Source organism: Opitutus sp. ER46, assembly GCF_003054705.1.
GTDB lineage: Bacteria > Verrucomicrobiota > Verrucomicrobiia > Opitutales > Opitutaceae > ER46.
Map to the genome: position 1 here is coordinate 675,873 of NZ_QAYX01000024.1, position 23,709 is coordinate 699,581.

A 23,709-nucleotide genomic window follows, 5' to 3' on the forward strand; every position below is an offset into this window, starting at 1 on the left:
AAACAGGCGGGTGGCCGCCGCAGCAGCCACCCGCCCGGGTTTCGCGCCGCGGGGGTTTAGCGCGCGAGTTCCTGCCAGAGCCAGGCGCTCATGCGCTGGCCGGCGGCGAAGCAGTCGAGATCGAGCCGCTCGTCGGGCGAATGGATGTTCGCGTCGGGCAGCGCGATGCCCAGCAGGAGGGTGTCGACGCCGAGGACCTGCTTGAAGTCGTTCACGATCGGGATGGATCCGCCCTCGCGCGTGAGCACGGGCTTCTTGCCGAAGCCGGCCTGCAGGGCGCGCAGCGCGGCCTTGGCGTGGGTGCTCGTGGGCTCGACGAGGTAGGGCGTGGAACCGTGGGCGTCGGTGATCTCCATCCGCACAGTCGGCGGGCAGAGCTTCTTGAGGTAGGCGATGGTGGACTTGAGCACCTTCTCCGGCTTTTGGCCGGGGACGATGCGCAGCGTCAGCTTCGCGCGGGACCACGCCGGGACGATGGTCTTGCCGCCCGGGCCCTGGTAACCGCTGGTGAGCCCGTTGATCTCGAAGGTCGGGCGGGCGACGGTGCGCTCGATCGAGCTGTAGCCGGCCTCGCCGTGGAGCTTGGGCACGCCGAGCATGCGGCGGTACTTTTCCTCGGAGCCGAAGATGCGACGCAGCTCCTTCCGCTCCAGCGCGGAGAGCGGGCGGACGTCATCGTAGAAGCCGGGAATGGTGATCCGGCCCTTGGCATCGTGCATCTGCGCCAGCAGGCGGCAGAGCGCGGTGGCAGGGTTCTCGACGGAACCGCCGAAGATGCCGGAGTGGAGGTCGCGGGCGGGCCCGCGAAGCGTGACCTCAAGCGCGACGGTCCCGCGCAGGCCGTAGGTCAACGCCGGCATGTCCTTGGCGGGCATATCGCCGTCGGAGACGACGACTGCATCGCAGGCGAGCTGCTTGCGCATCTGGCGGAGGAACGGCGTGAGGCTTTCGCTGCCGACCTCCTCCTCGCCTTCGAAGACGAAAATCAGGTCGCACGGCAGTTCGGTGCCGGTCTTCAGGTAGGCCTCGACGGCCTTCAAGTGGGCGAAGAGCTGGCCCTTGTCGTCAGCCGAGCCGCGGGCGAAGAGGTTGCGGCCGCGGCGCGTGGCCTCGAACGGCTGCGAATGCCACAACTCGAGCGGGTCCGGCGGCTGCACGTCGTAGTGGCCGTAGATCAGGACGCGCGGGCGGCGGCCGGAGCGCGCCGGCGTGCGCGCGAGCACGATCGGATTGCCCTTGGTCGGGCAGAGCTTGGCCGTGAGGCCGATGCTGGCGCAGTGCTGGGTGAGCCACTTGGCGCAGGCGAGGAGATCGCCGCGATGTTCGGGCTGCGCCGAGATGCTCGGGAACCGGAGAAACTCGCCCAGCTCCTCGAGGAAGCGGGGCTGGTTCACCTTCAGATAGTCGAGAACGGTTTTCATGAGTTGTGATGGCGCGGCACGAAGCGGCGGGAGCCGCCGCGGGGCCGGGCTGGTGGGCCCGGCGCCGGTCGTGTCGATGCGCATGTCTGCGACGAGTCCGACACAATCCGCGGCGCCGCACAAATCAGATGTCAACGGTGCTGGAGGGGGCTCGATGCACCCGCCGACGGATGGCGTTCTCCGGCGGACGGCGCGCTGGCGCGGGCATCACGGCACCGGCTCGAATTCGCGGTGCGGGACGGGGGGCGCCGGCAGTTCGGGCGGGGGGCCTGCCGGCGCGGGCGGTTGCGACAAGGTGATCGTCCAGGCGTCGTTTTCGCCGCCGAGCGAGACGATCGTGGTGGGCCGGCCGCGATGCGCGGCGAGGAGGGCGTTGATCCAGGGCTCGATCGCGGGGTCGGACGCGCCGGGCGCGTCGCCGGCAAGGACGATAAGGTCGGCGTCGAGCGCGGCGGTCACGGCGCGATCGGCCCAGTAGGAACTCGCGAGTTGCGCGAAGCGCCACAGCCGCGGCTGGATCTCCACGCGGAGGCCGGCGCGACGCACCACGTGTCCGACGATGCCCGTGGCGCGCCGGGCGGCCGCGATGTCGGCGTAGCCGATGAAGACACGGAAGGGGACCACAGGCAGGGGACGCCGCCGGCTCAGGCTCCGGGGACCAAGGTGACGGGCGGCGGGCGGGGTTTTCATCTCGGCCCAGCGTACCGAACGCGGCAGCGTCCTCGCAGTAGGTGGAGCCCGTAGCCAGAGGCGGGTGCCCGGATGGGCGCCCGGCGCGGCCGGTGGAGTAGGCCAAGACCCACCTGTAAACGGGGTGAAGACCGCAGCGTCCGTTTTGGCTGAGGCGCGGACTAACCGGCCACGCGCGACCGCCGGGAACGCGCCCAACCCAAACCACGCATGTACTCGTTATCCGTCCTTACGGCGCTCGTGCGCCGGATCAGCGAACGCGCGCTCTCGCCGCTCGCTGCTGCTTGTCTGTGGCTCGTGCTACTGGCCGCGCCGCACTCCGTCTCCGCGCAGACGTTCCTGGCGGAGTGGGGCTTCGATGACATCGGGCGCATCGGGCCCACCGGGCTCGCGTTGGATACCTCCGGCTCCACGACCCTCCTCTACGTGGCCGACCAGCCGGGCGGGCGTATCCTGAAAATCGATGCCGCCACCGGCGCCCGGCTGGCGGTCTGGGGCCAGACCGGCAACGGCCCGCTCGAGTTCAACAGCCCGTACGGCGTCGCGGTCGATCCGGTGTCGCACGACATCTACGTGGCCGAGCGGACAAACCATCGCATCCAGCGCCTCACCGCCAACGGCGTGTTCGTGATGGGCTGGGGCGAGCTCGGCACCGAGCCCGGGAAGTTCGACGGCCCGATCGGCGTCGCCGCGGACGCGCAGGGCAATGTGTACGTCGTCGATCACAACAACAACCGCGTGCAGAAATTCCACGTGCAGGGCAGCGCCGGCAACGGGTCGGCGCAACTCGTCACCACGTGGGGCGGCCCCGGCTCCGCAGCCGGCCAGTTCAACGCGCCCTACGGCCTCGCGCTCGACGCGCAGGGCAACGTCTGGGTGGCGGATGGCGGCAACCACCGCGTCCAGAAATTCGATGCCAACGGCCAGTTTCTCGCCGCGATCGGCACGTTCGGGACGGGGCCAGGCCAGTTCGTCACGCCGGTCTGGGTGTCGTTCGACAGCGCGGGTGCGCTCTACGTGAGCGAGTCGAATTCCGATCCGACCAACCCGGCGGCGCCCGATCTCGCCAACCAGCGGGTGCAGAAATTCAAGGCCGACGGCACCTATGTGCTCGGCTGGGGCACGTACGGCGAGGGGCCGACCAACTTCAAGCTACCGTTCCAGGTGGTGGTCGACGCGCAGCAGAACGCGTATGTCTCGGACTACTACAACACCCGGGTCGTGAAGTATTCGCTGAACGCCGCGCCGGCGGGGGGCCGCTTCGTGAACATCTCCTCGCGCCTGCGGGTCAGCTCGGGGCGCTCGCTCATCGCGGGGTTTGTGATTTCCGGCACCGCGCCGAAGCAGGTGCTGATCCGTGGCGTCGGTCCCACGCTCAGTGCGCTCAACGTGAGCAACCCGCTCCCGAATCCGGGGCTGCGCGTGTACTCGGGGCAGACGGTGATCGCGAGCAATGAAGACTGGGGCGGGAACGCGGACGTCGCAGCCGCGGCCTCGCGGCTGTATGCGTTTGGCCTGCCGGCGACGAGCAAGGATGCCGCGCTCCTGGTCACGCTCCAACCTGGGCTCTATACCACGCAGGTGACGGACAATGGCGGCGACGGGGTGGGATTGGTCGAGGTTTACGATGCCGACACCTCGCCCGGCTCGAGCCTCGTGAACGTTTCCACGCGCGGCTACGTCGAGCCGGGCGACGCCGGCGTGCTGGTGGCGGGCTTCGTCATCTCGGGCACCGCGCCGAAACGCGTGCTGATCCGCGCGGCTGGTCCGTCGCTCACCCAGTTGCAGGTGCCCGACGCGCTGCCTGATCCGGTCCTGCGCGTGTACAACTCCGACTCGAAGCTGATTGCCCAGAACGACAACTGGGAGGTCGGCATGACCGTGACCGGGGGCGTCACGGTTGGCACCCTTGCCGAGCTGCGCACCGCGACCACGGCGACGGGGACGTTTGGCTTTGGCGCCGGGGGCAAGGACGCGGCGGTGCTGCTCACGCTTCCGCCGGGGCTGTACAGCGCCATGGTCAGCACCAACGGCACCGCCGGCACCGGACTGGTGGAAGTTTACGGCGTACCGTAATCGGACCTCGGTGCGTCGGCCAGAGTCGCGTCGCTCCCGCGGCGGCGCGGCTCCGGTATGCACGGAACCCCGCGTGGGCGATGCGGACAGTTGCGGATCATGCCACGATCCACGACCAACCGATCCATGCGCGTTGAACGGCCGGTGAAGGCGTTGCGCCAAGCGCCCACCGATGCCGGCGAAACCGACGAAAAGAAGGCAGCCGGCGCAAACGGGACGGGCAGCCGGATGCGGCGGCGGCCCGGTCGCGCCGCCTCGCTGCGATCAAGTTCGAACCGCACCCGCTCGCAGCGCTGGCGCGTGCCGAAAAAGGGCGCGCGGCGGATGCGCCGGGGCAATGCGGTGAGGAAGGGTGCGAAGTAGCGACCAGGCCGCGGGGCCGTCACGGCGGTGCAGATGACGTCCGCCCGCTCGACGTCCGCCGCGTTTGCCCAGAAACAAAAAAAGCCCCGCACGAATGGCGGGGCTTTGCTTTGGGCGCGCTGCGGGCCGGCGGAGCCGATGACCGCGGCGCACAAACGCGAACTCAGACGCTCTCGAGCAGCTTGTTCAGCCGGGCGACCATCGCGGTCGCGTCATCGAGCAGTCCGGCGCTGATCAGCGCGTTGTCGAGGAGCTGCTCGGCGACGAGCTTGGCCTTCTCCGGCTGCGCGGTGTGCGTCTCGAACAGCCGCTTGATGACGGCGTGGCGCGGGTTGATCTCGAGGTTCACGCGCAGCGGGGTCTCGGCGTCCTTGTTCATCGCCTTCATGATGCGGCGCATGTGCGGGGACATGAACTTGTCGGCATTGAGCGCGATGACCGGCGAGTCGACGAGGCGGTCGCTGGGCTTCACCTCGGAAACGCGTTCGCCGAGGGTGTCCTTGAGCCACTTGGTGAGCGTGGTGACGTCCTCGTCCTTCAGCGCGCCCTCGGGCTTCGGCAGGTCGGCGAGCTTCACGTCGGCGTGGTCGGCGGCGGTGAGCTTCTTGCCGTCGAATTCGCGGACGTTGTTCATGACGTACTCGTCGACCGTCTCGTAGCAGAACAGCACCTCGAGGTTGCGGGCCTTGAAGCCCTCGAGGTACGGACCGGACTCGATGGAGGCGCGGTTCGGGCCGACGAGGTAGAAAATCTCCTTCTGGTCGGCGCCCATGCGGGAAACGTAGTCGGCGAGCGAGGTGGTCTTGCCCTTCTCGGTGAGCGAGGACTCGAAGCGGAGCAGCTTCACGAGCTGGTCCTTGTGGGTGAAGTCGAGCGCGGCGCCCTCCTTCAGGAATACGCCGAACTCCTTGTAGAACTCGGTGTAGCCCTCGGCCCGGTTCTTGGCTTCCTCCTCCAGGAATTTAAGGAAGCGCTTCGTGATGACCTTGTTGAGTTTCTCGAGGAGCGATTTGTCCTGCATCGTCTCGCGCGAGATGTTCAGCGGGAGGTCCTCGCTATCGACGACGCCCTTCAGGAAGCGGAGCCACTCGGGCAGGATGTCCTTGGGCTTGGCGTCGATGAGGACCTTGCGGCAGTAGAGCGAGACGGACGGTTCGAGGCGGGAGAAGCCGAGCTTTTCAGTGTTCTCCTTCGGCACGAAGAGCAGCGCGTTGATGGCGAGCGGGGCGTCGGCCGAGAAGTGCAGCCGGAGGCGCGGCTCGTCGAAGGCGTGGGCCTGGAACTTGTAGAACTCGGTGTACTCCTCGTCCTTGACCTCGTTCTTGTTGCGCAGCCAGAGGGCCTGGACGGTGTTGATGCGCTTGCCGTTGAGGTTGATCGGGAACGAGACGAACGCGCTGTAGCGCTCGAGGATCTCCTTGATCTTCCAGTCCTGGGCAAAGTCGGCGCAGTCATCCTTCAGCTCGATCACGATCTTGGCGCCGCGGCGCTGGCCCTCGGCCTCCTCGATCTCGTAGGTGCCGCTGCCGTCGCTGGACCACATGTGGCCGGGGGCGTCCTTGCGCCAGGAGTGCGTGTACACCTTGACGGACTTCGCAACCATGAACGCCGAGTAGAAGCCGACGCCGAACTGGCCGATCAGGTTGGAGTTCTTTGCGCCAGATTCGCCGAGCGCCTGGAGGAAGGCCTTCGAGCCGGAGTGGGCGATCGTGCCGAGGTTCTCGACGAGTTCCTCGCGCGTCATGCCGACGCCGAAATCCTGAATCGTGATCGTCTTCGCCTTGTCGTCGGTCGTGACGTTGATCTCGAGCGTCAGGTTGTCGTCGAAGACCTCCTTTTCGGTCAGCTGCGTGTGGCGTAGCTTTTCCAGCGCGTCGGACGCATTCGAGACCAGCTCGCGGACGAAGATTTCCTTCTCCGTGTAGAGCGAGTGGATCACGATATCGAGCAGCTGCTTGATCTCGGTTTGGAACTCAAATTTCTGCGGAGTGGAGTTGGACATGCTTGATGCGATGTGAGGTTGGAAAGGAACGCCGGACGGTCCGGCGAGCCCGCTAGTTTAGCGGCTCAGAGGAAAAATCAAGCCACGCGAACGCGCGGCACGAGCCGGACGGCGCGATGGGGACGAACGGGTAAAGTGTCACGTATTGCGTGACACTGGCGCGGGGCTGGTTGCGACGTTCAGGGTGCGGAACCTGCTATAGAGCGGACGGTTGTGTATCAAATGTGCGCGCGGACAGGCGAATGAAGTGTCACGTAATACGTGACACTGGTGCCGCCGCTCGTGCGACCCCGTTCGGCGGGAGGTGGGATGCAGTGCGGGCGGTCAGACGGTGCGCTCGACGGGGGCGCGTTCGATCTTCACGCGGCGGACGCGCTCGGCGCTGACGTCGACGGCGGTGACGCGGTAATCGCCGGTGACGAAGGATTCGCCGCGCTTGAGCGGGCGGCCGCGGCGGCGTTCGGCCCACTCGCCTACGGTCTCGCGGCGCTCCCATTCGAGATCCCAGCCGGTTTCGGCTTGGAGTTCGCGCATGGTGAACCGACCGCTGACCACGATCAGGAGGTCGGTCTGCTCGAAGACGGGGCCCTCGCCGAGGTCGAGTTCGTCGCGGATGTCGCCGACGATCTCCTCGAGCACATCCTCGAAGCTGATGAGGCCCGCGGTGTTCTGGCCGTCGTCGAGGACAATCGCCAGGTGGCTGCGGGAAGTGCGGAAATGCTCGATCATCGCGTGGATAGGAGTCCGCAGGGTGAAGGTGAGGTACGGGCGGATGAGCGGCTCGTACGAGGCCTCGGGGCCGAGCGCGAGGGTCTGCCACAGCCATTCGCGGACGAGGACGACGCCCTTTACGTCGTCGAGCGATCCTTGGCAGACGGGCAGGCGGCTGAAGCCGGCGGTCTGGGCGATGCGGAGGTTCTCGGCGAGGGGCTTGTCGAGCCAGAGGGCAACGATCTGGTCGCGCGGGCGCATGACCTGCTGGGCGGTGGTCGTGCGCAGCCGGAGCGAGCGGACCATGAGTCGGTTGATCAGCGCATCGCCGGGATGCGAGTGTCGCGCGTGGCTGAAGACGTGTTCCAGCTCGTCAGCGGAGAATTCGTGTTCGCCCTCAGTCGCGGGCTGGAGTCCGCCCCAGCGCAGGAAGGTGTTGGCGGTGCCGTTGAGCGCCCAGATGAACGGGTACAGCAGCCGGTAGAAGATCATCAGCGGGCCGGCGGTGTTGAGGGCCACGCCTTTGGGGCGCTGGATGGCGAGCGACTTCGGCGCGAGTTCGCCCAGAACGATGTGGAAGAAGGTGATCGTCATGAACGCCACGCTGATCGAGATCGACGAGACGGCGCCGGGATCGGTGATGCCGACGTACCGCAGGAGCGGAGCGAGACGGTGGGCCAGGAACGGTTCACCCAGCCAGCCGAGCCCGAGGCTGGCGAGCGTGATGCCGAGCTGGGTGGCGGAGAGGGCGGCGTCGAGATGGCGGGTGGCCTGGATGGCGACCTTGACACGCCAGCCACCCTGCTTGGCGAGAGGCTGAAGCTGGCTCGTCCGGACCTTCACCAGCGCGAACTCGGCGGCGACGAAGAAGCCATTCGCCGCCACCAGGGCGAAGATGGCCAGGAGTTCGAGGATGATGACGAAGACTTCGTGCATGAACGAGTGGGCGGCCGGCGTGGGCGGGCAGGGAAATGCTGGGACGGAAACCGGCCGGCACAACAGGTTTTCGCAGCGGGAAATCCGCCGCGAAGGGTGCGGCAACGGAGCCGCTGCGCGGACAGGGCCTCAGGGCTTGGCGGGCCGGAGCGGGATGAGGGAGACGGGACCGAGGAGTCCGGACGGAGTGACGGGCCAGTTCGAGGCGTCGAACGGCTGGTAGTTGATGTTCACGAAGTTGATCTCGCGCATGATCTTCCAGTCCACGCCCCGGCGATCCAGATCGCGGATACGGTTGGCGGCCAGATTCGTGACCTCGATTTCGAGGACATTGCGCCCGGGCTTGAGCAGGTGACCGACACGCAGGCGGAAGGGGAGGCTCCAGGCGGTGCCGACCGGCTGGCCGTTGAGGCGCACGCGTGCGCTCTCACGGACGTCGCCAAGCGCGAGGTCCCAGTCCTCGGCACTGGCCGTCGGCGCCTCGAACTCAAGACGGTAACGCGCGGTGCCGGCGAACCGCTCGGCGTCGGTGCCGGCGAGTTCGGTCCAGGGCTTCAGCGTGGTCGTCTTCACGGTGGCGGGGAGCGCGGGGCCGCCCTTGATGAACTCGAGCTGCCATTCCCCCGCGAGCGGGACGGCGGCGCCGGCGGTCTGCCGGTACGGCCAGGCGGCGAGCGCGGGGCTCGCGGCGACGGAGCCGCTGCGCGCCAGGAGGGATTCGCCGGGGACGAGCTGGAGGTAGATTTCGGTGTGGCCGGCGTGCTGGCGGAGGGCCGCGCGGCCGGCATGTCCGTTGAGCGGGTCGAGGATGACGACCGATTCCGCGCGCCGGCCGAGCGGCATCCAGCCATCGAGCGCCTGGCCCGTGAGGTTGGCAAAGAAGTAGTCGTAGCCGGTGCCGTTGGCGCGGCGGATGACGCTGATGCCGTGTTGGGCGACCGGTTCCCGGGCCACGCCGAATTGCTCGAGCGCCGCGAGGGCACTCGCGGGCGCAAGCTGGAGGTTCGTGCCGGGCGCGGCGGCGGCTTCGCGGAGGGCGGCCTGGAGTTTTTGGAACTCGGCGCGGCGTTGGGCGAGACGGCCGAGTCCGGGTACGTCCTCGGGCACGGCCTGGAAGATGATCTTCGCGCCCTGGCGGCCGAGCTCGAGGATCTGGCGGAGGGTCTCGACCGGCATGCGCCGGGCGGCGGGGACGAGCAGCACACGATAGCGCGCGCCGGGGGTGACAAGGGCGCCGGCTTCGACGTGGGTCTGCTGGAGTTGCGCATCGGAGATGTAGTCGAAGCTGTAACCCTGAGCGAGCAGCGCGCGGGCGGTCCGGCCGACCGGGTGTTCGGTCAACCAGCTCACGTTGTGCACGCCGAGCTGCATCATGAGGCCCTTCGGGTTTTCGAACACGTCGGCGATGGGCCAGTAGAGCAGCACCTCGTTGTCAGGCGTGCCGCGCTGGAGGACCGACTGTACGCGTGCGACGTAGCGGGTGAGGGCGCTGAAGTCGTCCCACCACGGGTTGTTGGGGTTGAACTGGGTGGAGGCGTAGAAGAGCCAGCCCGGCCACGCGGCGTCGCGGGGCGAGAAGACGGTGCCGTGAAAGACGATGTGGTTGATGCCGTCGGCGAACAACCGGTCGATCTCGGGCTTCGCGAAGGCGAGGGAGACCTTCCAGTGGTCGCGCAGCCAAGTGCAGGTTTCGCTGGAGGTGAGCGGATGGCCGGCCACGTGCGAGGCCGAGGAGGCCATGCGAATCACGAGCGTCTCGGGCAGGTCCTGGTCGTGGCGCACATCCTCGGGCGCGCGGCGGAGGCCGGGGATCGGGAAAGGCGTGGAGCCGAAGACTTCGGTCTCGGCGATGTCGGCGTTGGCGTAGAGATCGAGCAGGTTGCCGGGGGCGCCATGCGACTGGTTGCGCACGAGGAAGCCGTTCTGGTGTGACCAGACGACCCAGGCGTGCAGGAAATCGAGGTGCATGCGCGCGAGTGTGGCGCGGTAGTCGCCTTTGAGACGTCCGAGGGTGTCGGGGTCGGCGGGCTTCTGGCCGAGCAGTTCGGCGGCGTGCTCCTGGATATCGTAGCCGTGCATCTCCTTGAACACGGCGGGGAGCAGGGGCGACCAGCTGGCGGAAAAGTACTCGAAGGAATCGTGAAACTGGCTGCGGATGAGCGGCCGCGGGAAACCGGCGAAGGCGCGGTCGAAGCGCGCGAGGTACCGCTGGAGCGCATCGGGCGAGTAGGGGTCGACGACGAGACCCTCACCGCCAGGCGCCGCGCGTTTGACCATCATGCCGGTCGGCACGCCGGTGAGGGTGCCCTCGATGAGAGCGACTTTCTTCAGGGCGTTGCCCTCATCGATCCAGGGGCCGCCGAACGGCCAGCCGGTGCCGGTGGCCATGTCGACCCCGAGCCCGAGCCGCTGGGCCTCGGTGCCGGTGTGCTCGAGCATCTGCATCCAGCGTTGGGAAAGAAAATCGATGTAGCGGTCCTCGGCGCCCTTCGCGCCGTAGATCGGCGTGATCTCGACGCCGCCGAGCCCGGCGCTGGCGAATTGCTCCAGCTGATACGTGAGGCTGGCGCGGTCGACGGCGCTGCCGGGCCACCACCAGCGCGTCCACGGCTTGTTCTCGCGCGTGATCTCGGGCCACGCCGAGGCCGGAGTGGCGGAGGTCGGCGCGGCGGGGGCGGCGAAGGCGGAAGCGCAGGTGAGGAGGGCAGCGGCGAGCGACGCGACGAGACGGGGTGAGCGCATGCTCGCACCTTTGGTCATCAGCGGGTTGGCGCAACCACCGGCCCGCGTTGACAGTCCAGCCACGCGCGGGTCATCCGCCCAGGTAGGCGGCCTTCAATTGTGGGTCGGCGCGCAACCGGCCGCTTTCGCCTTCCATCGCGATGCGGCCCGTTTCGAGGACGTAGGCGTAGGTGGAGATCTCGAGCGCGAGGTTGGCGTTCTGCTCGACGAGGAGGATGGTGATCCCGTGGTGGCGGTTAATCTCCACGATCTTCTCGAAAATCGTGCTGATCAGCCGGGGCGCGATGCCGAGCGAGGGCTCGTCGAGCATCAGGAACTTCGGACTGCCCATGAGAGCGCGCCCGATGGCGAGCATCTGCTGTTCGCCGCCGGACAGGGTGCCGGCGGTCTGGTGGAGCCGCTCGTTGAGCCGCGGGAAGATGCTGAAAACGTAGTCCCGGTTGCGGGCCTTGACCGCCGGGTCCTGCTCGAGGAAGGCGCCCATCGCGAGGTTCTCGTTCACCGTGAGGTTGGAGAAGATCATCCGACCCTCGGGCACGTGGCAGAGCCCGCGCGCGACGATTTCGTGGGCAGGGAGCGTGGAGATGTCCTCGCCGAGGAAGGTGATCAGCCCCGACTGCGGACGCAGAAGCCCGGAGATGGTGCGCAGGGTGGTGGTCTTCCCCGCGCCGTTGCCGCCGATCAGTGTCACGATCGAGCCCGGTTTGATGGCGAAGGAGATGCCGTTCAGCGCGGAGATGGCGCCGTAGGAAACGTGGAGATCGGAAACCTCGAGCATCGGGAAGGGGCGACGGGCGGGAACGCCGAAGCGTCAGTGGTGCGAAAGGCTCTGCTGGTGATCCTCGCCGAGGTACGCCTCGATGACCTTGGGGTCGCTCTGGATCTGGGCGGGAGTGCCCTCGGCGATCTTCACGCCGTAATCGAGCACGGCGATCCGCTGGCAGCACTTCATGACCACCTTCATCGAGTGCTCGACCAGGAGGATCGAGAGCTGGAACTGCCGCTGGACCTCCTGGATGAGGCGTACGAGCTCGACCTTCTCGGTCGGGTTCATGCCGGCGGCGGGTTCGTCGAGGAGGAGCAGCTTCGGCGCGGTGGCGAGACAGCGGACGATCTCGAGCCGGCGCTGTTCGCCGTAGGGGAGACTGCGCGCGGGGGTGTCGCGGAAGCGGCTGAGATTGAACATCTCGAGCAGCGTCTCAACCCGCTGCGCGATGGCGCCCTCGTCGCGCCGAAACCCGCCGAGCCGCACGAGGGACTGCCATGCGCCCGACCGGCGGTGCAGGTTGCAGGCGACGCGGACGTTGTCGAAGACCGAGAGCGAGCCGAACAGCCGGATGTTCTGGAACGTGCGGGCGATACCGCGCGCGACGATGTCATCGACCCGCAGGCCCTTGAGATCGCGTCCGCCGAACCGCACGGCTCCGTCGGTGGGTTGGTACACCCCGGTGATCAGGTTGAAGACGGTGGTCTTGCCCGCGCCGTTCGGGCCGATGAGGCCGCAAAGCTCGCCGGGGTTGACGGTGAAGTCGACCGCGTTGACGGCGGTCAGGCCGCCGAAGCGGATGGTGACGTGATCGAGTTGAAGGAGAGGGTCGGCCACGGCGACGGATCAGAGTTTGGCCTGGCGGCCCTGCGGACGGTGAAAATTGAAGAGACCCTGCGGGCGCACGAGCATGAGCACCACCAGGAGGAAGGAGTAGATGACCATCCGGTATTCCGCGACCGGACGCAGGAGCTCCGGCAGGAGCGTGAGCAGGATGGCCGCGAGGATGACGCCGACCGTGTTGCCCATGCCGCCGAGGATGACCATGACGACGATCTCGATGCTCTTCGTGAAATCGAAGCCCGTCGGCGTGATCGTCATCTTGAAGTGACCGTAGAGTCCGCCGGCGACGCCGGCGAAGAAGGCGCCGATGACGAACGCCACGATCTTGTAGTGCGTGGTGTTGAGGCCGACCGCCTCGCTGGCGATCTCATCGTCGCGGGTGGCGAGGAAACCACGGCCGTAGGTCGAGTGCACGAGGCAGACGACGACGAAGATGGTGATGGCGGCAACGCCGAGCACCCAGCCGATGGTGGTGTAGGGCGGAATGCCGTTGAGGCCCAGGGCGCCGCCGAGCACGTCGACGTTCTGGAAGATCACCCGGATGATCTCGCCGAAGCCGAGCGTCACGAGCGCGAGGTAGTCGCCCTTGAGGCGCAGCGACGGCACGCCCACGAACCAGCCGGCGATGGCGGCGCACACGCCGCCGCAGAGCAGGGCCAGGAGGAACATGCTGCCCTGCTGCATCGCGGTGCCGCCGCTTTCGCCGAGCAATTTCGGGCCGAGGTAAAGGCTCACGGCGGCGGACAGGTAGGCGCCGATGGACATGAAGCCGGCGTGGCCGAGCGAAAACTGCCCGGTGTAGCCGTTCACCAGGTTGAGCGAGACCGCGAGGATGACGCTGATGCCGATGCCGGTAAGCACATCGAGAAAGTAGGGATCAATGGAATCGGCGAACTGGCCAAAGCCGAAGGCCAGGGCGAGCCCGACGAGAAGGACGAGATGAGGGCGCGGGAGCATGGTCGGCGGGGCGAGCTAGACCTTCTCCACGCTGAACTTGCCGAGCAGGCCGGCCGGGCGGAACAGCATGATCAGAATGAGGACGGCGAAGGCGATGGCGTCCTTGTAGGTCGACCACTCGCTGCCGTTCACGAACGTCTCGATCGTGCCCAGGATGAGCCCGCCCAGCGCGGCGCCGGGAATGTTGCCGATGCCGCCGAGCACGGCGGCGACGAATGCCTTCAGGCCCGGCATGACGCCCATCAGCGGATCGATCGACGGGTAGTTCATCGCGTACAGGATGCCGCCGGCGGCGGCCAGGGCGGAGCCGAGGCCGAAGGTAAACGAGATCACGATGTCGTTGTTCACGCCCACGAGCTGGGCGGCCTGCGGGTTGAGCGCCACCGCGCGCATCGCGGTGCCCATCTTGGTGCGGAAGACGATCAGCTGGAGCCCGATCATCAGCACGATCGCGAGCACGATCACCGCGAGCTGGTTGGTGGAGATCACGAGCCCGCCGAGGTCGAACGACTTCATCGGAAAGATCTGCGGGAACGTGCGGGGCGCGGCGCCGAAGAAGACCTGGCCGCTGTACTCCAGCAGGAGCGACACGCCGATGGCGGTGATCAGCACGTTGAGCGTCGGCCGGCCGCGCAGCGGGCGATAGGCGAGCCGCTCGATGATGATGCCGAGCACGGCGCAACCGAGCATGGCGAGGAGCAGCACGCTGAGGCCGCCCCAGAGTGTCCCCTCGGGCACGAGCTTGCCGGCGTAGTAACCGATGAAGGCGCCGACCATGAAGACGTCGGAGTGCGCGAAGTTGATGAACCGCAGGACGCCGTAAACCATGGTGTAGCCCAGCGCGATGAGCGCGTAGATGGCGCCCAGCGAGAGGCCGTTCAGAAGCTGTTGCAGGAATTCAGACACGGGGAAGGCGCGGGGCCGGAAGCGGAGGTGGGGACAGGCGCCGGGAGCCAAGCACGGCGGTCCCTCGGGGAGCGACTGGTTTCTGCGGCTCGGGGTGAGGCATCAGGGGGCGCCGATACTCAGTGCCAGACTCGGACTTCTGCAAGAGCGGGGACATCCCCATGGCAAACGGACGGCAACGGGGCCGGCGCACCGACCGTGATCATGGGGTGACGGACTCGAAGAACTCGGTTCGCCCCTGGCGGACGACGAGCATGACCGCGGCCTTGGCGCTGTTGCGCTTCTCATCGATCGTCGTGCGGCCGGTGACCCCGGGAAAATCCTTCGTGGCGGCAATGGCATCGCGGAGCGCGGGAGCATCCGTCGTGCCGATACGCGTGATGGCCTGGGCCACGAGCCGGAGCGCATCGTAACCGAGGGCGGAGACGGCCTCCGGCGTCTCGCCGTTCCATCGCGTTTGGTAACGCTGCACAAAGGCGCGGACCTCGGGGGCGGTGTTCCCGGCGGAGAAGTACGTGGAATAGTACGAGCCCTCGACCGCCTTGCCCCCGAGCTCGGTGAGCTGAGGGGCCTCCCAGCCATCGCCGCCGATAAACGGCACCTGCAGGCCGAGTTCGCGCGCCTGGAGGCAGACCAGGGCGGCCTCGGTGTAATAGCCCGTGACCGCGATGACGTCCGGCCGGGTGGAGCGGATGGCCGTGAGCTGGGCCCGGAAGTCCTTGTCGCCATCGGCGTACCGCTGCTCGGCGACGACCTCGCCGCCCAGGGCGATGAAGCGTTCGCGCAACACGCGGGAGAGCCCGACGCTGTAGGGGGCGGTGGCGGCGGTGAGGATGGCGAGCCGCTGCGCGTGCAGGGAGCTGCGGGCAAACTTGGCGAGGACGGCGCCCTGGAATGGATCGATGAAGCAGATGCGGAAGATGTAGTTGCCGACTTCGGTGACCGAGGGGCTCGTGGACGAGATCGCCATCATCGGGATATGCGCGCGCTGGCAGATCGGGGCGGCCTCGAGCGAGTTGGCGGTGGCGTTGGCGCCGAGGACGGCGATGACGCGGTCGCGGGAAATCAGCTTCTTCGTGGCTGTGGCGGCTTCGCCGGGCTTGGACTGGATGTCCTCGACGAGGTACTCGATCGGGCGCCCCAGCACGCCGCCCGCGGCGTTGATCTCCTCGACGGCCAGCAGGATACCCTTGCGGGTCGCGTTGCCAAACGCGGCCTCCTTGCCGGTGAGCGAGGCAATATGGCCGATGCGGATCGGCTCGGCGGCGCGGCTGGCCGCGGTGGCGAAGAGCGCAAGGGCGCCGAGTACGAGAGCGCGAACGAGGCGGTGGACAATCATGAGCAAGGAAATGGCGGAACGGGCGAGGCCGGACGCGACGACCGGCCAGCATCGCGCCGCCGATTGCCGGCGTCCACGTCGCACTGTGTCACCAAACCGGCGTTCGCCGTCGCGCGGCGCCGGTGCGCTTAGGGCTCGATCGACTGGAGGAGCCGGAACCGGCCGCTCTCCACCGCGATGATGGTGGCGGGCTTGGAGGCGTCGCGGCGCGGGTCGATGGTGGTGCGTCCGGTGATGCCGGGGAACGCCTTCGTCGCCGCGAGGGCGTCGCGCACGGCAGGTCCGTCGGTCGTGCCGGCGCGGTGCAGGGCGTCGGCCAGGATCAGCATTGCATCGTAGGAGAGGGCGGCGAGGGAGTCGGGCGTGGCGCCATCGAAGCGGTGGCGATATTTTTGCACGAACGCCTGCGCGGCGGGCTCAGTGCTCTCGGCCGAGAAATGCGAGGAGTAGAACGTGCCGTTGACGGCGGCGCCGCCGATCTGGACGAGCTCCGGCGCCTCCCAGCCGTCGCCACTGACGAGCGGGCAGCTCAGGCCGAGGTCGCGGGCCTGGCGGCAGATCAGCGCGCCCTCCGTGTAGTAGCCCATGGCGGCGATGGCGTCGGGTTTCAGCCCGCGGATGGCGGTGAGCTGGGCGCGAAAGTCCTTGTCGCCCTCGGCGTAGCGCTGCTCGCCCACGATCTCGCCGCCGAGCGCGATGAAGGCGTCGCGGAAGGCGCGGGAAAGGCCGACGCTGAACGCGGAGGACACCGAGGTCAGGAGGGCGACGCGCCGGGCCTTGAGGGTGTCGTGCGCGAACCGGGCGAGGACAGCGCCCTGGAAGGTGTCGGTGAAGCAGGTGCGGAAAACGTAGTTTCCCATCTCCGTCAGCGGCGGGTTGGTGGCGGTGGTCGCCACCAGTGGGATACGGGCATGCTGGCAGATCGGCGCGCTCTCCGTGCATTGGTTGGACGTGCCGCCATTGACGACGGCGACCACGCGGTCGCGGGTGATCAGCTTCTTCGTGATCGTGGCGGTGTCACCCGGCCTGGACTGGTTGTCGTGCGTGACGAGTTCGAGGCGCCGGCCGAGAACGCCGCCGCGGGCGTTGATCTCCTCGACGGCGAGCACGATGCCCTGATGGGAGGACTGGCCGAAGGCGGCCTCCTTGCCGGTGAGCGGCTCGACCTCTCCGATCCGGATGGGTGCGGCAGCCAGCGCGACGGGCAGGAGGAGCAGGCTGAGCCGGAGGATGCAGGTGAAGGAGCCGAGCGTGCGGCGGAGGTCGGAGCCGAAACGGAAGTGCTGGAGGGTCATCGGCGAAAGGAGGTGGCGGACGGTTGGGGCGGATCGCACTCTTTCTCTTACTCCTACTCTTTCTCTTACTCTCCCGATCGGTGGGTTGCCACGAGTTTGGCGAGCGGCGGATCGGAGACGCGGGGAGGGCTGGGGACGTAGGAAATGAGAGTAAGAGAAAGAGGAAGAGTAAGAGAAAGACGTGTTGAGCGGCCCGGAGAACGAGAACGATTCTATGGGGCGACAGTCCGCAGGAAGGTGATCCTGCCGTCCTTGATGACGTTGATGGAGGCGGCCTTTGACGCGTTGCGCTGGGCGTCGAGGGTGGTGACGCCGGTCACGCCGGCGAGATCCTTGGTGGCGGCGATGGCGTCGCGCAACTTGGGGCCGGCGGTGGTGCCAGCGCGTTCGATCGCGCGCGCGATGATGTAGACGCTGTCGTAGCCGAGGGCGGAGAACGCGCCGGGGAGCTCGCCGCCCCAGCGGGCCTTGTACTTGGCGACGAAGGCGACCACGGCGGGATCGGAGTTCTGCGCGGAGAAATGCGTCGAGTAGTAGCAGCCATTCATCGCGCTGCCGCCGGTCTTCATCAGTTGATCGTCCTCCCAACCGTCGCCGCCGATGAAAGGCATGGTGAGCCCAAGGTCGCGGGCCTGGCGGACGATGAGCGCCGCCTCGGTGTAGTAGGCGGGAACGAAGACAACGTCGGGATTGGTGGCCTTGACGGCGGTGAGCTGGGCCCGGAAGTCCTTGTCGCCCTCGGAGAAGCTGTTCTCCGCCACAATCTCACCGCCGGCGGCGGTGAAGGTTTCCCGGAACACCTTGGCGAGACCGAGGCTGTAGGCGTTGGAGACACTCGACAGGATGGCGACGCGCTTCGCCTTCAGATCCTCCTGCGCGAACTTCGCCATGACCTGGCCCTGAAACGGATCGATGAAGCACGCGCGGAAGATGTAGTTGCCCTTCTTGGTCACCTCAGGGTTGGTCGCCGCCGGGGCGATCATCGGGACGCGGAACTGCTGTGCGATGGGAGCGGCCTCCAGGGAACGGGAGGAGGACACCTCGCCGATCAGCGCGACAACCTTGTTGCGCGAGATGAGCTTCTTGACCGCGGTGGCGCTCTCACCGCCCTTGGTCTGGTTGTCCTCGTAGACAAGTTCCAGCTTGCGGCCGAGAATGCCGCCGGCGGCGTTGATTTCCTCGATGGCGAGAATGACGCCGTGGTGGGAGGTCTGGCCGAAGCCGGCCTCCTTGCCGGTGAGCGAGGCGTATTCGCCGATGCGGATGGGGTCGGCGGCGTGGAGGGCAGGGAGCAATCCGGCGAGCAGGGCGGCGAGGTGGAGCAGTCGTTTCATGTGGGAAAAGTGAGAGTGGGCGCGACGGTGGAGGGGGCGGGAACGATGGCGCGAGGGGCGTCGAGGGGGCTACGGGGTGATGGTTTCGATAAAGTGGAACTTGCCGCCGCGGACCTGGAGCACGACGGCGGACTTGGTGGGATTGCGCTGGGCGTCGAGCGTGATGGTGCCGGTGACGCCCACGAGGTCTTTGGTCGCGGCCAGAGCATCGCGCAGTTTCGGAGCATCGGTCGTTCCCGCGCGCTGCAGCGCGTCGGCGAGCATCATGACAGAGTCGTAGCCGAGGCCCGCGAGCGTGTCGGAGCCGACGCCCCAGCGCTTCTGGAAGCGGGTGTTGAACGACACGACGGCGGCGGCGGAATCCTCGGGCGAGAAATGGGTGGCAAAGTAGGCACCCTCCACGGCGGCTCCCCCGAGCCGCACCAGTTCGGGTGACTCCCAGCCGTCGATGCCGAACAGCGGTATCTGCAGGCCCAGCGCGCGGGCCTGTTTGCAGATGAGTGCGGCTTCGACGTAGTAGCCCGGGATGAAAAGTGCGTCCACGCCCGCGGCGCGGACGGCGGTGAGCTGGGCGCGGAAGTCCTTGTCGCCATCGGCGTAGCGCTGCTCCAGCGCCACGGTGCCGCCGTCGCGCGCGAACTGCTCCCGAAAGTAGCGCGACAGCCCGACGCTTTCGGCGGAGGTGATCGAGCTCATGATGCCGACGCGCTTCGCGTGCAGGGTGTGTTGGGCAAAGCGCGCCATGATCGTGCCCTGAAACGGATCGATGAAACACGCGCGGAAGATGTAGTCGCCGCGGGCGGTCACCTCCGGGGCCGTCGACGCCGGCGAGATCATCGGAATGCGTGCAGCCTGGCACACCGCGGCGCCTTCGAGGGATCGGCTCGAGGCCACCTCACCGATCACGGCGATGACTTTGTCGCGGGAGATCAGCTTCTTGACGATGGTCGCGGCCTCGCCGGGCTTGGACTGATCGTCCTCGGCCACGAGCTCGAGCCGCCGGCCGAGGATGCCACCGGCGGCATTGAGCTCCTCGACGGCCATGACGACACCGCGGTGCGCGGACTGGCCAAACGTAGCCTCCTTGCCGGTGAGCGAGGCATATTCGCCGAGCTTGATCGGTTCGGCTGCGGGCGCGGCAAGCGGGCCGGAAACCAGGAGGGCGAGGGCGAGGAGCCGAAGGGGGCCAGGCATTGGGGACGAAGCGGCGGCAGCCAAGGTGAGGACCGGGGGCTTTTCAACCAAACGTTTGGACGATGGTCCGCGCCGCCGCGCGCGCGTTCCCGGCGGCATGGCGTTCGCGGGAGCGGATGGAGGTGTCGAGATCGGAGCGTTGCACGAGAGTGGGTTGGCCGTTCGGGGGAGCACGCCGTGGGCCAAGCGGGCAGCCCGGGGCAACGTGGACCGGCGGGGCGGCGCGGACGTGCGGGCTGGGTTTTGGGCTTTCCGCGGGAAGAGGGGACGCTTTGATGGCCCCGCGTTGAACACTTTCGACCGGCACCTCCTCCGCGAATGGCTGCAGATCCTCGGGCTCGTCCTGGCGGCGACCTGCGGGCTGCTGGTGATTCAGGTGCTGTACGATGATTTTCAGGACCTGCGGGGCTACGGCGCCCGGGGCTGGGTGTTCTGGCAGTACCTCGGCGTGACGCTTCCCAGTTTCCTGGCGATCGTCCTGCCGCTCGCGCTGCTGGTCTCGCTGCTCTACGTGCTGGGCAAGCTGCACCGCGCGAACGAACTCACGGCGATGCGCGCCGCGGGCGTGAGCATCTTCCGCATCACCGCGCCCGTCTGGTTCGTGGGCATCCTGTGCTGCGGCATCTCGTGGTGGCTCAACACGACCGTCGTGCCCTGGTCGGTTGCGCAGTCGCGCGCGATGCGCGAGACGCTGGAGTTTCGGCAGCAGGCGAAGAACGCCCTCCCGGAGGACCGGCGCGGGGCGGTGGGCAGCGTCGCGTTCGACAACTCGAAGGACGGCCGGATGTGGTTCTTCAACCGGTTCAGCAAGTACACGGGCCACGGATACGGGGTGGCGGTGTCGGAACTCGATCGCCAGCGCCGCGAAGTGCGCCGCTACGTGGCCGCCGAGGCCTGGCCCATCCCAGAGGGGGGCTGGGTGTTCATCAACGGCCGCACGCTCACCTACGCGCCCGAGACCGGCGAGATGATCGGGTCGAAGCCGTTTGCTCGCTTCGTGGCCCCGACCTTTCGGGAGGATCCGGCGCTGATGCTGCTGATTGACCGCAAGGCCTCCGATCTCTCCCTGCACGAGCTCAAGAACCTGATGGCGTACCTTGAGGCCGAACGGAGCCCAAAGCTCGTCAGCTACGCGGTCCGCTACTACTCGCTGATCGCCGGCACGCTTGGGCCGTTGATTGTGATCGCCATCGCCATCCCGTTTGCCGTGTCGGGCGTGCGGGTGAATCCGGCGGTGGGGGTCTCGAAGTCCATCGGCCTGTTCGTCGTGTACTACCTGCTCTCGAACATCTCCGCCTCGCTCGCGACCAAGGGGCTGGTCGACGCCTCGGTGGCGGCCTGGCTGCCGAACATCGGGATGTGCGCGCTCGCGGCCTGGCTCTTCACGCGGATCCGCTAGCGCGGCGCCGGTGGTCCGCGTCCGGGCGGCGGAATTTTTTGTGCGGTGCCCGTCGAGGCGGCTACTTACCCTGACGCCACCATGACCGAGGATGCTGAACTGCTGCGCCGGTATGCCCAGGAAAGGACGGAGTCGGCCTTCGCCGAGTTCGTGCAACGGCATGTGGACTTCGTGTACGGCTGCGCGGTGCGGCGGGTGGGCGGCGACGCGCATTTCGCGCACGATGTGACGCAGCAGGTGTTCGTGACCGCGGGGCGCGAAGCGGCGGTGCTGGCGCGGCATCCCGTCGTGACCGGCTGGCTCTACACGGCCACGCGCAACATCGCGGCGCAGCTGGTGCGTTCCGAACGTCGCCGGCACGCCCGAGAACTACAGGCCCAAGTCATGGAAGAACTCACCCGAAACGAGGACGCGAACGTTGACTGGGCGCGACTGCGTCCGGTGCTGGACGAGGCGATGGACGGATTGAGCGAGGCGGACCGGCAGGCCGTGCTGTTGCGGTATTTCGAGGGGAAGTCGTTCGCCGAAGTGGGCGGGCGCCTGCGCCTGGCGGAGAATGCGGCGCGGATGCGCGTGAATCGTGCGCTCGACAAGCTCGCGGCGGCGCTGGAGCGGCGCGGCGTGACGTCGAGCGCGGCGGCCCTCGCGGTGGCGTTGGCGAGCCAGCCGACGGTGGCAGCGCCGGCGGGATTGGCGGCCGCGGCGACCGGGGCGGCGCTGGCCACGGGCGTGGGCGGCGGCGGGGCGATCGCAGTCTTTATGGGCATGACCAAGCTACAACTCGGGTTGGCCAGTGCAGTCGTCGTGGCGGGCACGACGGGCTTTGTGGTGCAGTCGCAGACCCTTTCCTCCCTGCGCGCCGAATCGGCGCGGCTTGAGCAGCAGGTGCAGGCGGGCGCTGAGGTGGAGAAGGAGAATGCGCTGTTGCGCGACACGCAGCGCGAGGCCGATGCGCTCGCGCGTGCCCGCGCGGAGGAACTGGCGGCGCTGCAGCAGAAGATTGCTGACGCCCGCGCCAAACTGCAGGCGGCGAGCGACGCCCGCATGGCCGCCATCACTCGCACGACGGCCGGGAGCGCGGTGGTCCTAACCGGCCAGCTGTACGACCTCGCCGCACTTTCGGTGAAGCCCAATGCCACATTCCGGAGCCCGCCGAGCTATCCGGTCGAACTGCGAAAGCTCGGCATCACGGGCGAGGCGATGATGGACTTCGTGGTCGATGCTTCGGGAGCCGTGCAGAACCTCCGCGCGATCAAGGCCACGCACCCGGAGTTCGCCGAAGCTGCGGTGGCGGCGGTGCAAAATTGGAGATTCGAGCCGGGCCGGAAAGACGGCGCCGCGGTGGCGACGCATATGCAGATGCCGGTCAGGTTCACGTTGTCGGACGGAAAATCGAAGTCCGCCGAAAAGCGGACGCCGGTCCTGCCCTGGTTCTGACCATGACCTCGAAATTTGGCTGGGTGATCACCCTTGGGCTCGCCATGGCGGCTGGCGCGCTGGTGCTGGCGCGGTGGCGCGATGTGGGCGTGCTGCGGGCCGAAGTGGCCGGGCGCCAGTCGGCCGTGGCCCGACTCGAAGATCTCCGGCGCGAGAACGAACAACGCCGGGTGCGCGCGACGCAGGCGCCATCGGTGGCGGCCGATGAGGCGGCGATCGCGAAGGCGCAGGCGGAGCTCAAGCCACTGGAGGCGCGGCTCGCGCGGGTGTCCGGAATGAACCTCGGTGCCGGCGACAAGGCGGGCGCGGAGCGGTTTGCCGCCGGCCGGAAGGTCCCCGTGAAGGACTGCCGGCAGGCGGGGTACGCCACGCCACAGGCCGCGTTCGAGACGGCTCTCTGGGCGGCGGCGGGCGGTGATGTGGACGCCTTCGCGCGCTCGATCTTCTTCGTCGATGATCGCACGCGAAAGGCAGCGGCCGACCTGCTGGCGAGCCTGCCCTTTGATGCCCAGCAACGTTACCAGACGCCGGAACGGCTGGTCGCGGAGCTCACCATTCCGAACGTGCCGCTGGGCCAGTTTGAGGTGAATGGCTGGGGCGAGGCGAAGGACCTTACGATCACGACGGTGGCAGGGCGCTTCTGGTCCGCGGAAGGCGAGGCCAGCGGCAAGACCACCGTCGTGCCGTTTCGGCGTCAGGGTGACGAATGGAAGGTGATGGTGCTGCCCCAGGTCGTGGCGCACTTCGCCGCCCAATTGCAGGGTGGCGCCACGAAGTGACGTTCTGCTTTCTGCGTCTGAGGGGAAGCGGAACGGCGGCTAGATGCCGCTGGCGTCGCGCTCGGCCGCCTCGGCGAGGCGCTTGCGCAGCTGCGAGGCGCGGTTGAGCACCGTCTGCTCCGCGCAGCCGATGACCCGGGCGATGCGGCTCGGGCTTTCGTGCGCCAGGACGCGCCGCTCGAGTTCCCGCACCTGTGCCGCAGTGAGCCGATGGCGCACGCGGTCCGGCGTGGTGAGCAGGTTGTTCGCCCGGGCGAAGGCATAGGCGAAAGCACGTGCATCCCGAAAACCGTACCGTTTGGGGAGGGCCCGGAGCATCCGATCCAGGAGGGCACGACGGTCGGCCTCCTCGCGCGGATGACGCTTCCGTTGCTTCGCGCCATAGGGGCTCGGCAGCGCGATCACGTTGTCGCGCTGTGCGTCGATCGTATCGAGCTCCTCGTGGAGCCGATTCAATTGCCAGGTAACGAACGAAGGCGTCACAGAGCCACCACCGTAAGGAGGCGGCCCGAGGCGGAG

At 67.8% G+C, this 23,709-nt stretch carries 19 protein-coding genes; 5 read left to right on the top strand and 14 right to left on the bottom strand.

What is annotated here, in order from left to right; translation table 11 throughout:
- Nucleotides 1-56 precede the first annotated feature (56 nt).
- Nucleotides 57-1,421: a dipeptidase gene (locus tag DB354_RS18125; protein WP_107837104.1), complete on the bottom strand. Its 1,365-nt coding sequence runs from the start codon at nt 1,419-1,421 to the stop codon at nt 57-59.
- 207 nt (nt 1,422-1,628) lie between these two features.
- A complete protein-coding gene (locus DB354_RS18130) occupies nt 1,629-2,045 on the bottom strand; it encodes a hypothetical protein (RefSeq protein WP_107837033.1) in 417 nt (138 codons plus the stop codon).
- A gap of 276 nt (nt 2,046-2,321) precedes the next feature.
- Between DB354_RS18130 and DB354_RS18135 the strand changes: the two genes are divergently transcribed.
- Both DB354_RS18135 and DB354_RS22745 read left to right on the top strand, forming a co-directional pair.
- Nucleotides 2,322-4,187: an SMP-30/gluconolactonase/LRE family protein gene (locus DB354_RS18135; RefSeq protein WP_107837034.1), complete on the top strand. Its 1,866-nt coding sequence runs from the start codon at nt 2,322-2,324 to the stop codon at nt 4,185-4,187.
- A 126-nt stretch (nt 4,188-4,313) separates the two neighbouring features.
- The gene (locus DB354_RS22745; RefSeq protein WP_233256684.1) at nt 4,314-4,550 is read left to right on the top strand and encodes a hypothetical protein; all 237 of its coding nucleotides are present in this window, start codon (nt 4,314-4,316) and stop codon (nt 4,548-4,550) included.
- A gap of 163 nt (nt 4,551-4,713) precedes the next feature.
- Here the strand turns inward: DB354_RS22745 and htpG are convergent, their stop codons facing one another.
- From htpG to DB354_RS18190, 11 genes are all read right to left on the bottom strand, one after another.
- Complete coding sequence (gene htpG, locus DB354_RS18145; protein ID WP_107837036.1) at nt 4,714-6,552, bottom strand: molecular chaperone HtpG; 1,839 nt, start codon at nt 6,550-6,552, stop codon at nt 4,714-4,716.
- Nucleotides 6,553-6,876: 324 nt separating this feature from the next.
- Nucleotides 6,877-8,199, bottom strand: a complete 1,323-nt coding sequence (locus DB354_RS18150; protein ID WP_107837037.1) for a hemolysin family protein — start codon at nt 8,197-8,199, stop codon at nt 6,877-6,879.
- Nucleotides 8,200-8,328: 129 nt separating this feature from the next.
- On the bottom strand, nt 8,329-10,941 hold the full coding sequence (locus tag DB354_RS18155; RefSeq protein ID WP_158277600.1) for a glycosyl hydrolase: 2,613 nt from the start codon (nt 10,939-10,941) through the stop codon (nt 8,329-8,331).
- Nucleotides 10,942-11,011: 70 nt separating this feature from the next.
- A complete protein-coding gene (locus DB354_RS22750) occupies nt 11,012-11,719 on the bottom strand; it encodes an ABC transporter ATP-binding protein (protein WP_233256685.1) in 708 nt (235 codons plus the stop codon).
- A gap of 33 nt (nt 11,720-11,752) precedes the next feature.
- The gene (locus DB354_RS22755; protein ID WP_233256686.1) at nt 11,753-12,544 is read right to left on the bottom strand and encodes an ABC transporter ATP-binding protein; all 792 of its coding nucleotides are present in this window, start codon (nt 12,542-12,544) and stop codon (nt 11,753-11,755) included.
- A 9-nt stretch (nt 12,545-12,553) separates the two neighbouring features.
- Nucleotides 12,554-13,507, bottom strand: a complete 954-nt coding sequence (locus tag DB354_RS18165) for a branched-chain amino acid ABC transporter permease (RefSeq protein WP_107837039.1) — start codon at nt 13,505-13,507, stop codon at nt 12,554-12,556.
- Between the two features lie 15 nt (nt 13,508-13,522).
- Nucleotides 13,523-14,413 (bottom strand): branched-chain amino acid ABC transporter permease, encoded by an 891-nt coding sequence (locus DB354_RS18170; RefSeq protein ID WP_107837040.1) that lies wholly within the window; start codon nt 14,411-14,413, stop codon nt 13,523-13,525.
- A 202-nt stretch (nt 14,414-14,615) separates the two neighbouring features.
- Nucleotides 14,616-15,752, bottom strand: coding sequence for an ABC transporter substrate-binding protein (locus tag DB354_RS18175; protein ID WP_107837041.1), 1,137 nt, complete (start codon nt 15,750-15,752; stop codon nt 14,616-14,618).
- Between the two features lie 128 nt (nt 15,753-15,880).
- Nucleotides 15,881-17,047 (bottom strand): ABC transporter substrate-binding protein, encoded by a 1,167-nt coding sequence (locus DB354_RS18180; RefSeq protein ID WP_107837042.1) that lies wholly within the window; start codon nt 17,045-17,047, stop codon nt 15,881-15,883.
- A 212-nt stretch (nt 17,048-17,259) separates the two neighbouring features.
- The gene (locus DB354_RS18185; RefSeq protein WP_107837043.1) at nt 17,260-18,381 is read right to left on the bottom strand and encodes an ABC transporter substrate-binding protein; all 1,122 of its coding nucleotides are present in this window, start codon (nt 18,379-18,381) and stop codon (nt 17,260-17,262) included.
- 69 nt (nt 18,382-18,450) lie between these two features.
- The gene (locus DB354_RS18190; protein ID WP_233256687.1) at nt 18,451-19,575 is read right to left on the bottom strand and encodes an ABC transporter substrate-binding protein; all 1,125 of its coding nucleotides are present in this window, start codon (nt 19,573-19,575) and stop codon (nt 18,451-18,453) included.
- A 286-nt stretch (nt 19,576-19,861) separates the two neighbouring features.
- Here DB354_RS18190 and DB354_RS18195 point away from each other — a divergent pair, with 286 nt between their 5' ends.
- The 3 genes from DB354_RS18195 (at nt 19,862) to DB354_RS18205 (ending at nt 23,190) form a co-directional block, all read left to right on the top strand.
- Nucleotides 19,862-20,974: an LptF/LptG family permease gene (locus tag DB354_RS18195; RefSeq protein WP_107837045.1), complete on the top strand. Its 1,113-nt coding sequence runs from the start codon at nt 19,862-19,864 to the stop codon at nt 20,972-20,974.
- Nucleotides 20,975-21,055: 81 nt separating this feature from the next.
- Nucleotides 21,056-22,411: a TonB family protein gene (locus tag DB354_RS18200; protein WP_107837046.1), complete on the top strand. Its 1,356-nt coding sequence runs from the start codon at nt 21,056-21,058 to the stop codon at nt 22,409-22,411.
- Between the two features lie 2 nt (nt 22,412-22,413).
- On the top strand, nt 22,414-23,190 hold the full coding sequence (locus tag DB354_RS18205; protein WP_107837047.1) for a hypothetical protein: 777 nt from the start codon (nt 22,414-22,416) through the stop codon (nt 23,188-23,190).
- 39 nt (nt 23,191-23,229) lie between these two features.
- Here DB354_RS18205 and DB354_RS18210 read toward each other — a convergent pair whose 3' ends face one another.
- Nucleotides 23,230-23,673: a hypothetical protein gene (locus DB354_RS18210; protein ID WP_146180318.1), complete on the bottom strand. Its 444-nt coding sequence runs from the start codon at nt 23,671-23,673 to the stop codon at nt 23,230-23,232.
- Nucleotides 23,674-23,709: the final 36 nt, after the last annotated feature.

Coding starts and splice junctions, on each gene's coding strand:
- DB354_RS18125 (WP_107837104.1), bottom strand. CDS start 1,421: ATGAAAACCGTTCTCGACTATCTGAAGGTGAACCAGCCCCGCTTCCTC.
- DB354_RS18135 (WP_107837034.1), top strand. CDS start 2,322: ATGTACTCGTTATCCGTCCTTACGGCGCTCGTGCGCCGGATCAGCGAA.
- DB354_RS22745 (WP_233256684.1), top strand. CDS start 4,314: ATGCGCGTTGAACGGCCGGTGAAGGCGTTGCGCCAAGCGCCCACCGAT.
- htpG (WP_107837036.1), bottom strand. CDS start 6,552: ATGTCCAACTCCACTCCGCAGAAATTTGAGTTCCAAACCGAGATCAAG.
- DB354_RS18150 (WP_107837037.1), bottom strand. CDS start 8,199: ATGCACGAAGTCTTCGTCATCATCCTCGAACTCCTGGCCATCTTCGCC.
- DB354_RS18155 (WP_158277600.1), bottom strand. CDS start 10,941: ATGCGCTCACCCCGTCTCGTCGCGTCGCTCGCCGCTGCCCTCCTCACC.
- DB354_RS22750 (WP_233256685.1), bottom strand. CDS start 11,719: ATGCTCGAGGTTTCCGATCTCCACGTTTCCTACGGCGCCATCTCCGCG.
- DB354_RS18165 (WP_107837039.1), bottom strand. CDS start 13,507: ATGCTCCCGCGCCCTCATCTCGTCCTTCTCGTCGGGCTCGCCCTGGCC.
- DB354_RS18175 (WP_107837041.1), bottom strand. CDS start 15,752: ATGATTGTCCACCGCCTCGTTCGCGCTCTCGTACTCGGCGCCCTTGCG.
- DB354_RS18180 (WP_107837042.1), bottom strand. CDS start 17,047: ATGACCCTCCAGCACTTCCGTTTCGGCTCCGACCTCCGCCGCACGCTC.
- DB354_RS18185 (WP_107837043.1), bottom strand. CDS start 18,381: ATGAAACGACTGCTCCACCTCGCCGCCCTGCTCGCCGGATTGCTCCCT.
- DB354_RS18190 (WP_233256687.1), bottom strand. CDS start 19,575: ATGCCTGGCCCCCTTCGGCTCCTCGCCCTCGCCCTCCTGGTTTCCGGC.
- DB354_RS18200 (WP_107837046.1), top strand. CDS start 21,056: ATGACCGAGGATGCTGAACTGCTGCGCCGGTATGCCCAGGAAAGGACG.
- DB354_RS18205 (WP_107837047.1), top strand. CDS start 22,414: ATGACCTCGAAATTTGGCTGGGTGATCACCCTTGGGCTCGCCATGGCG.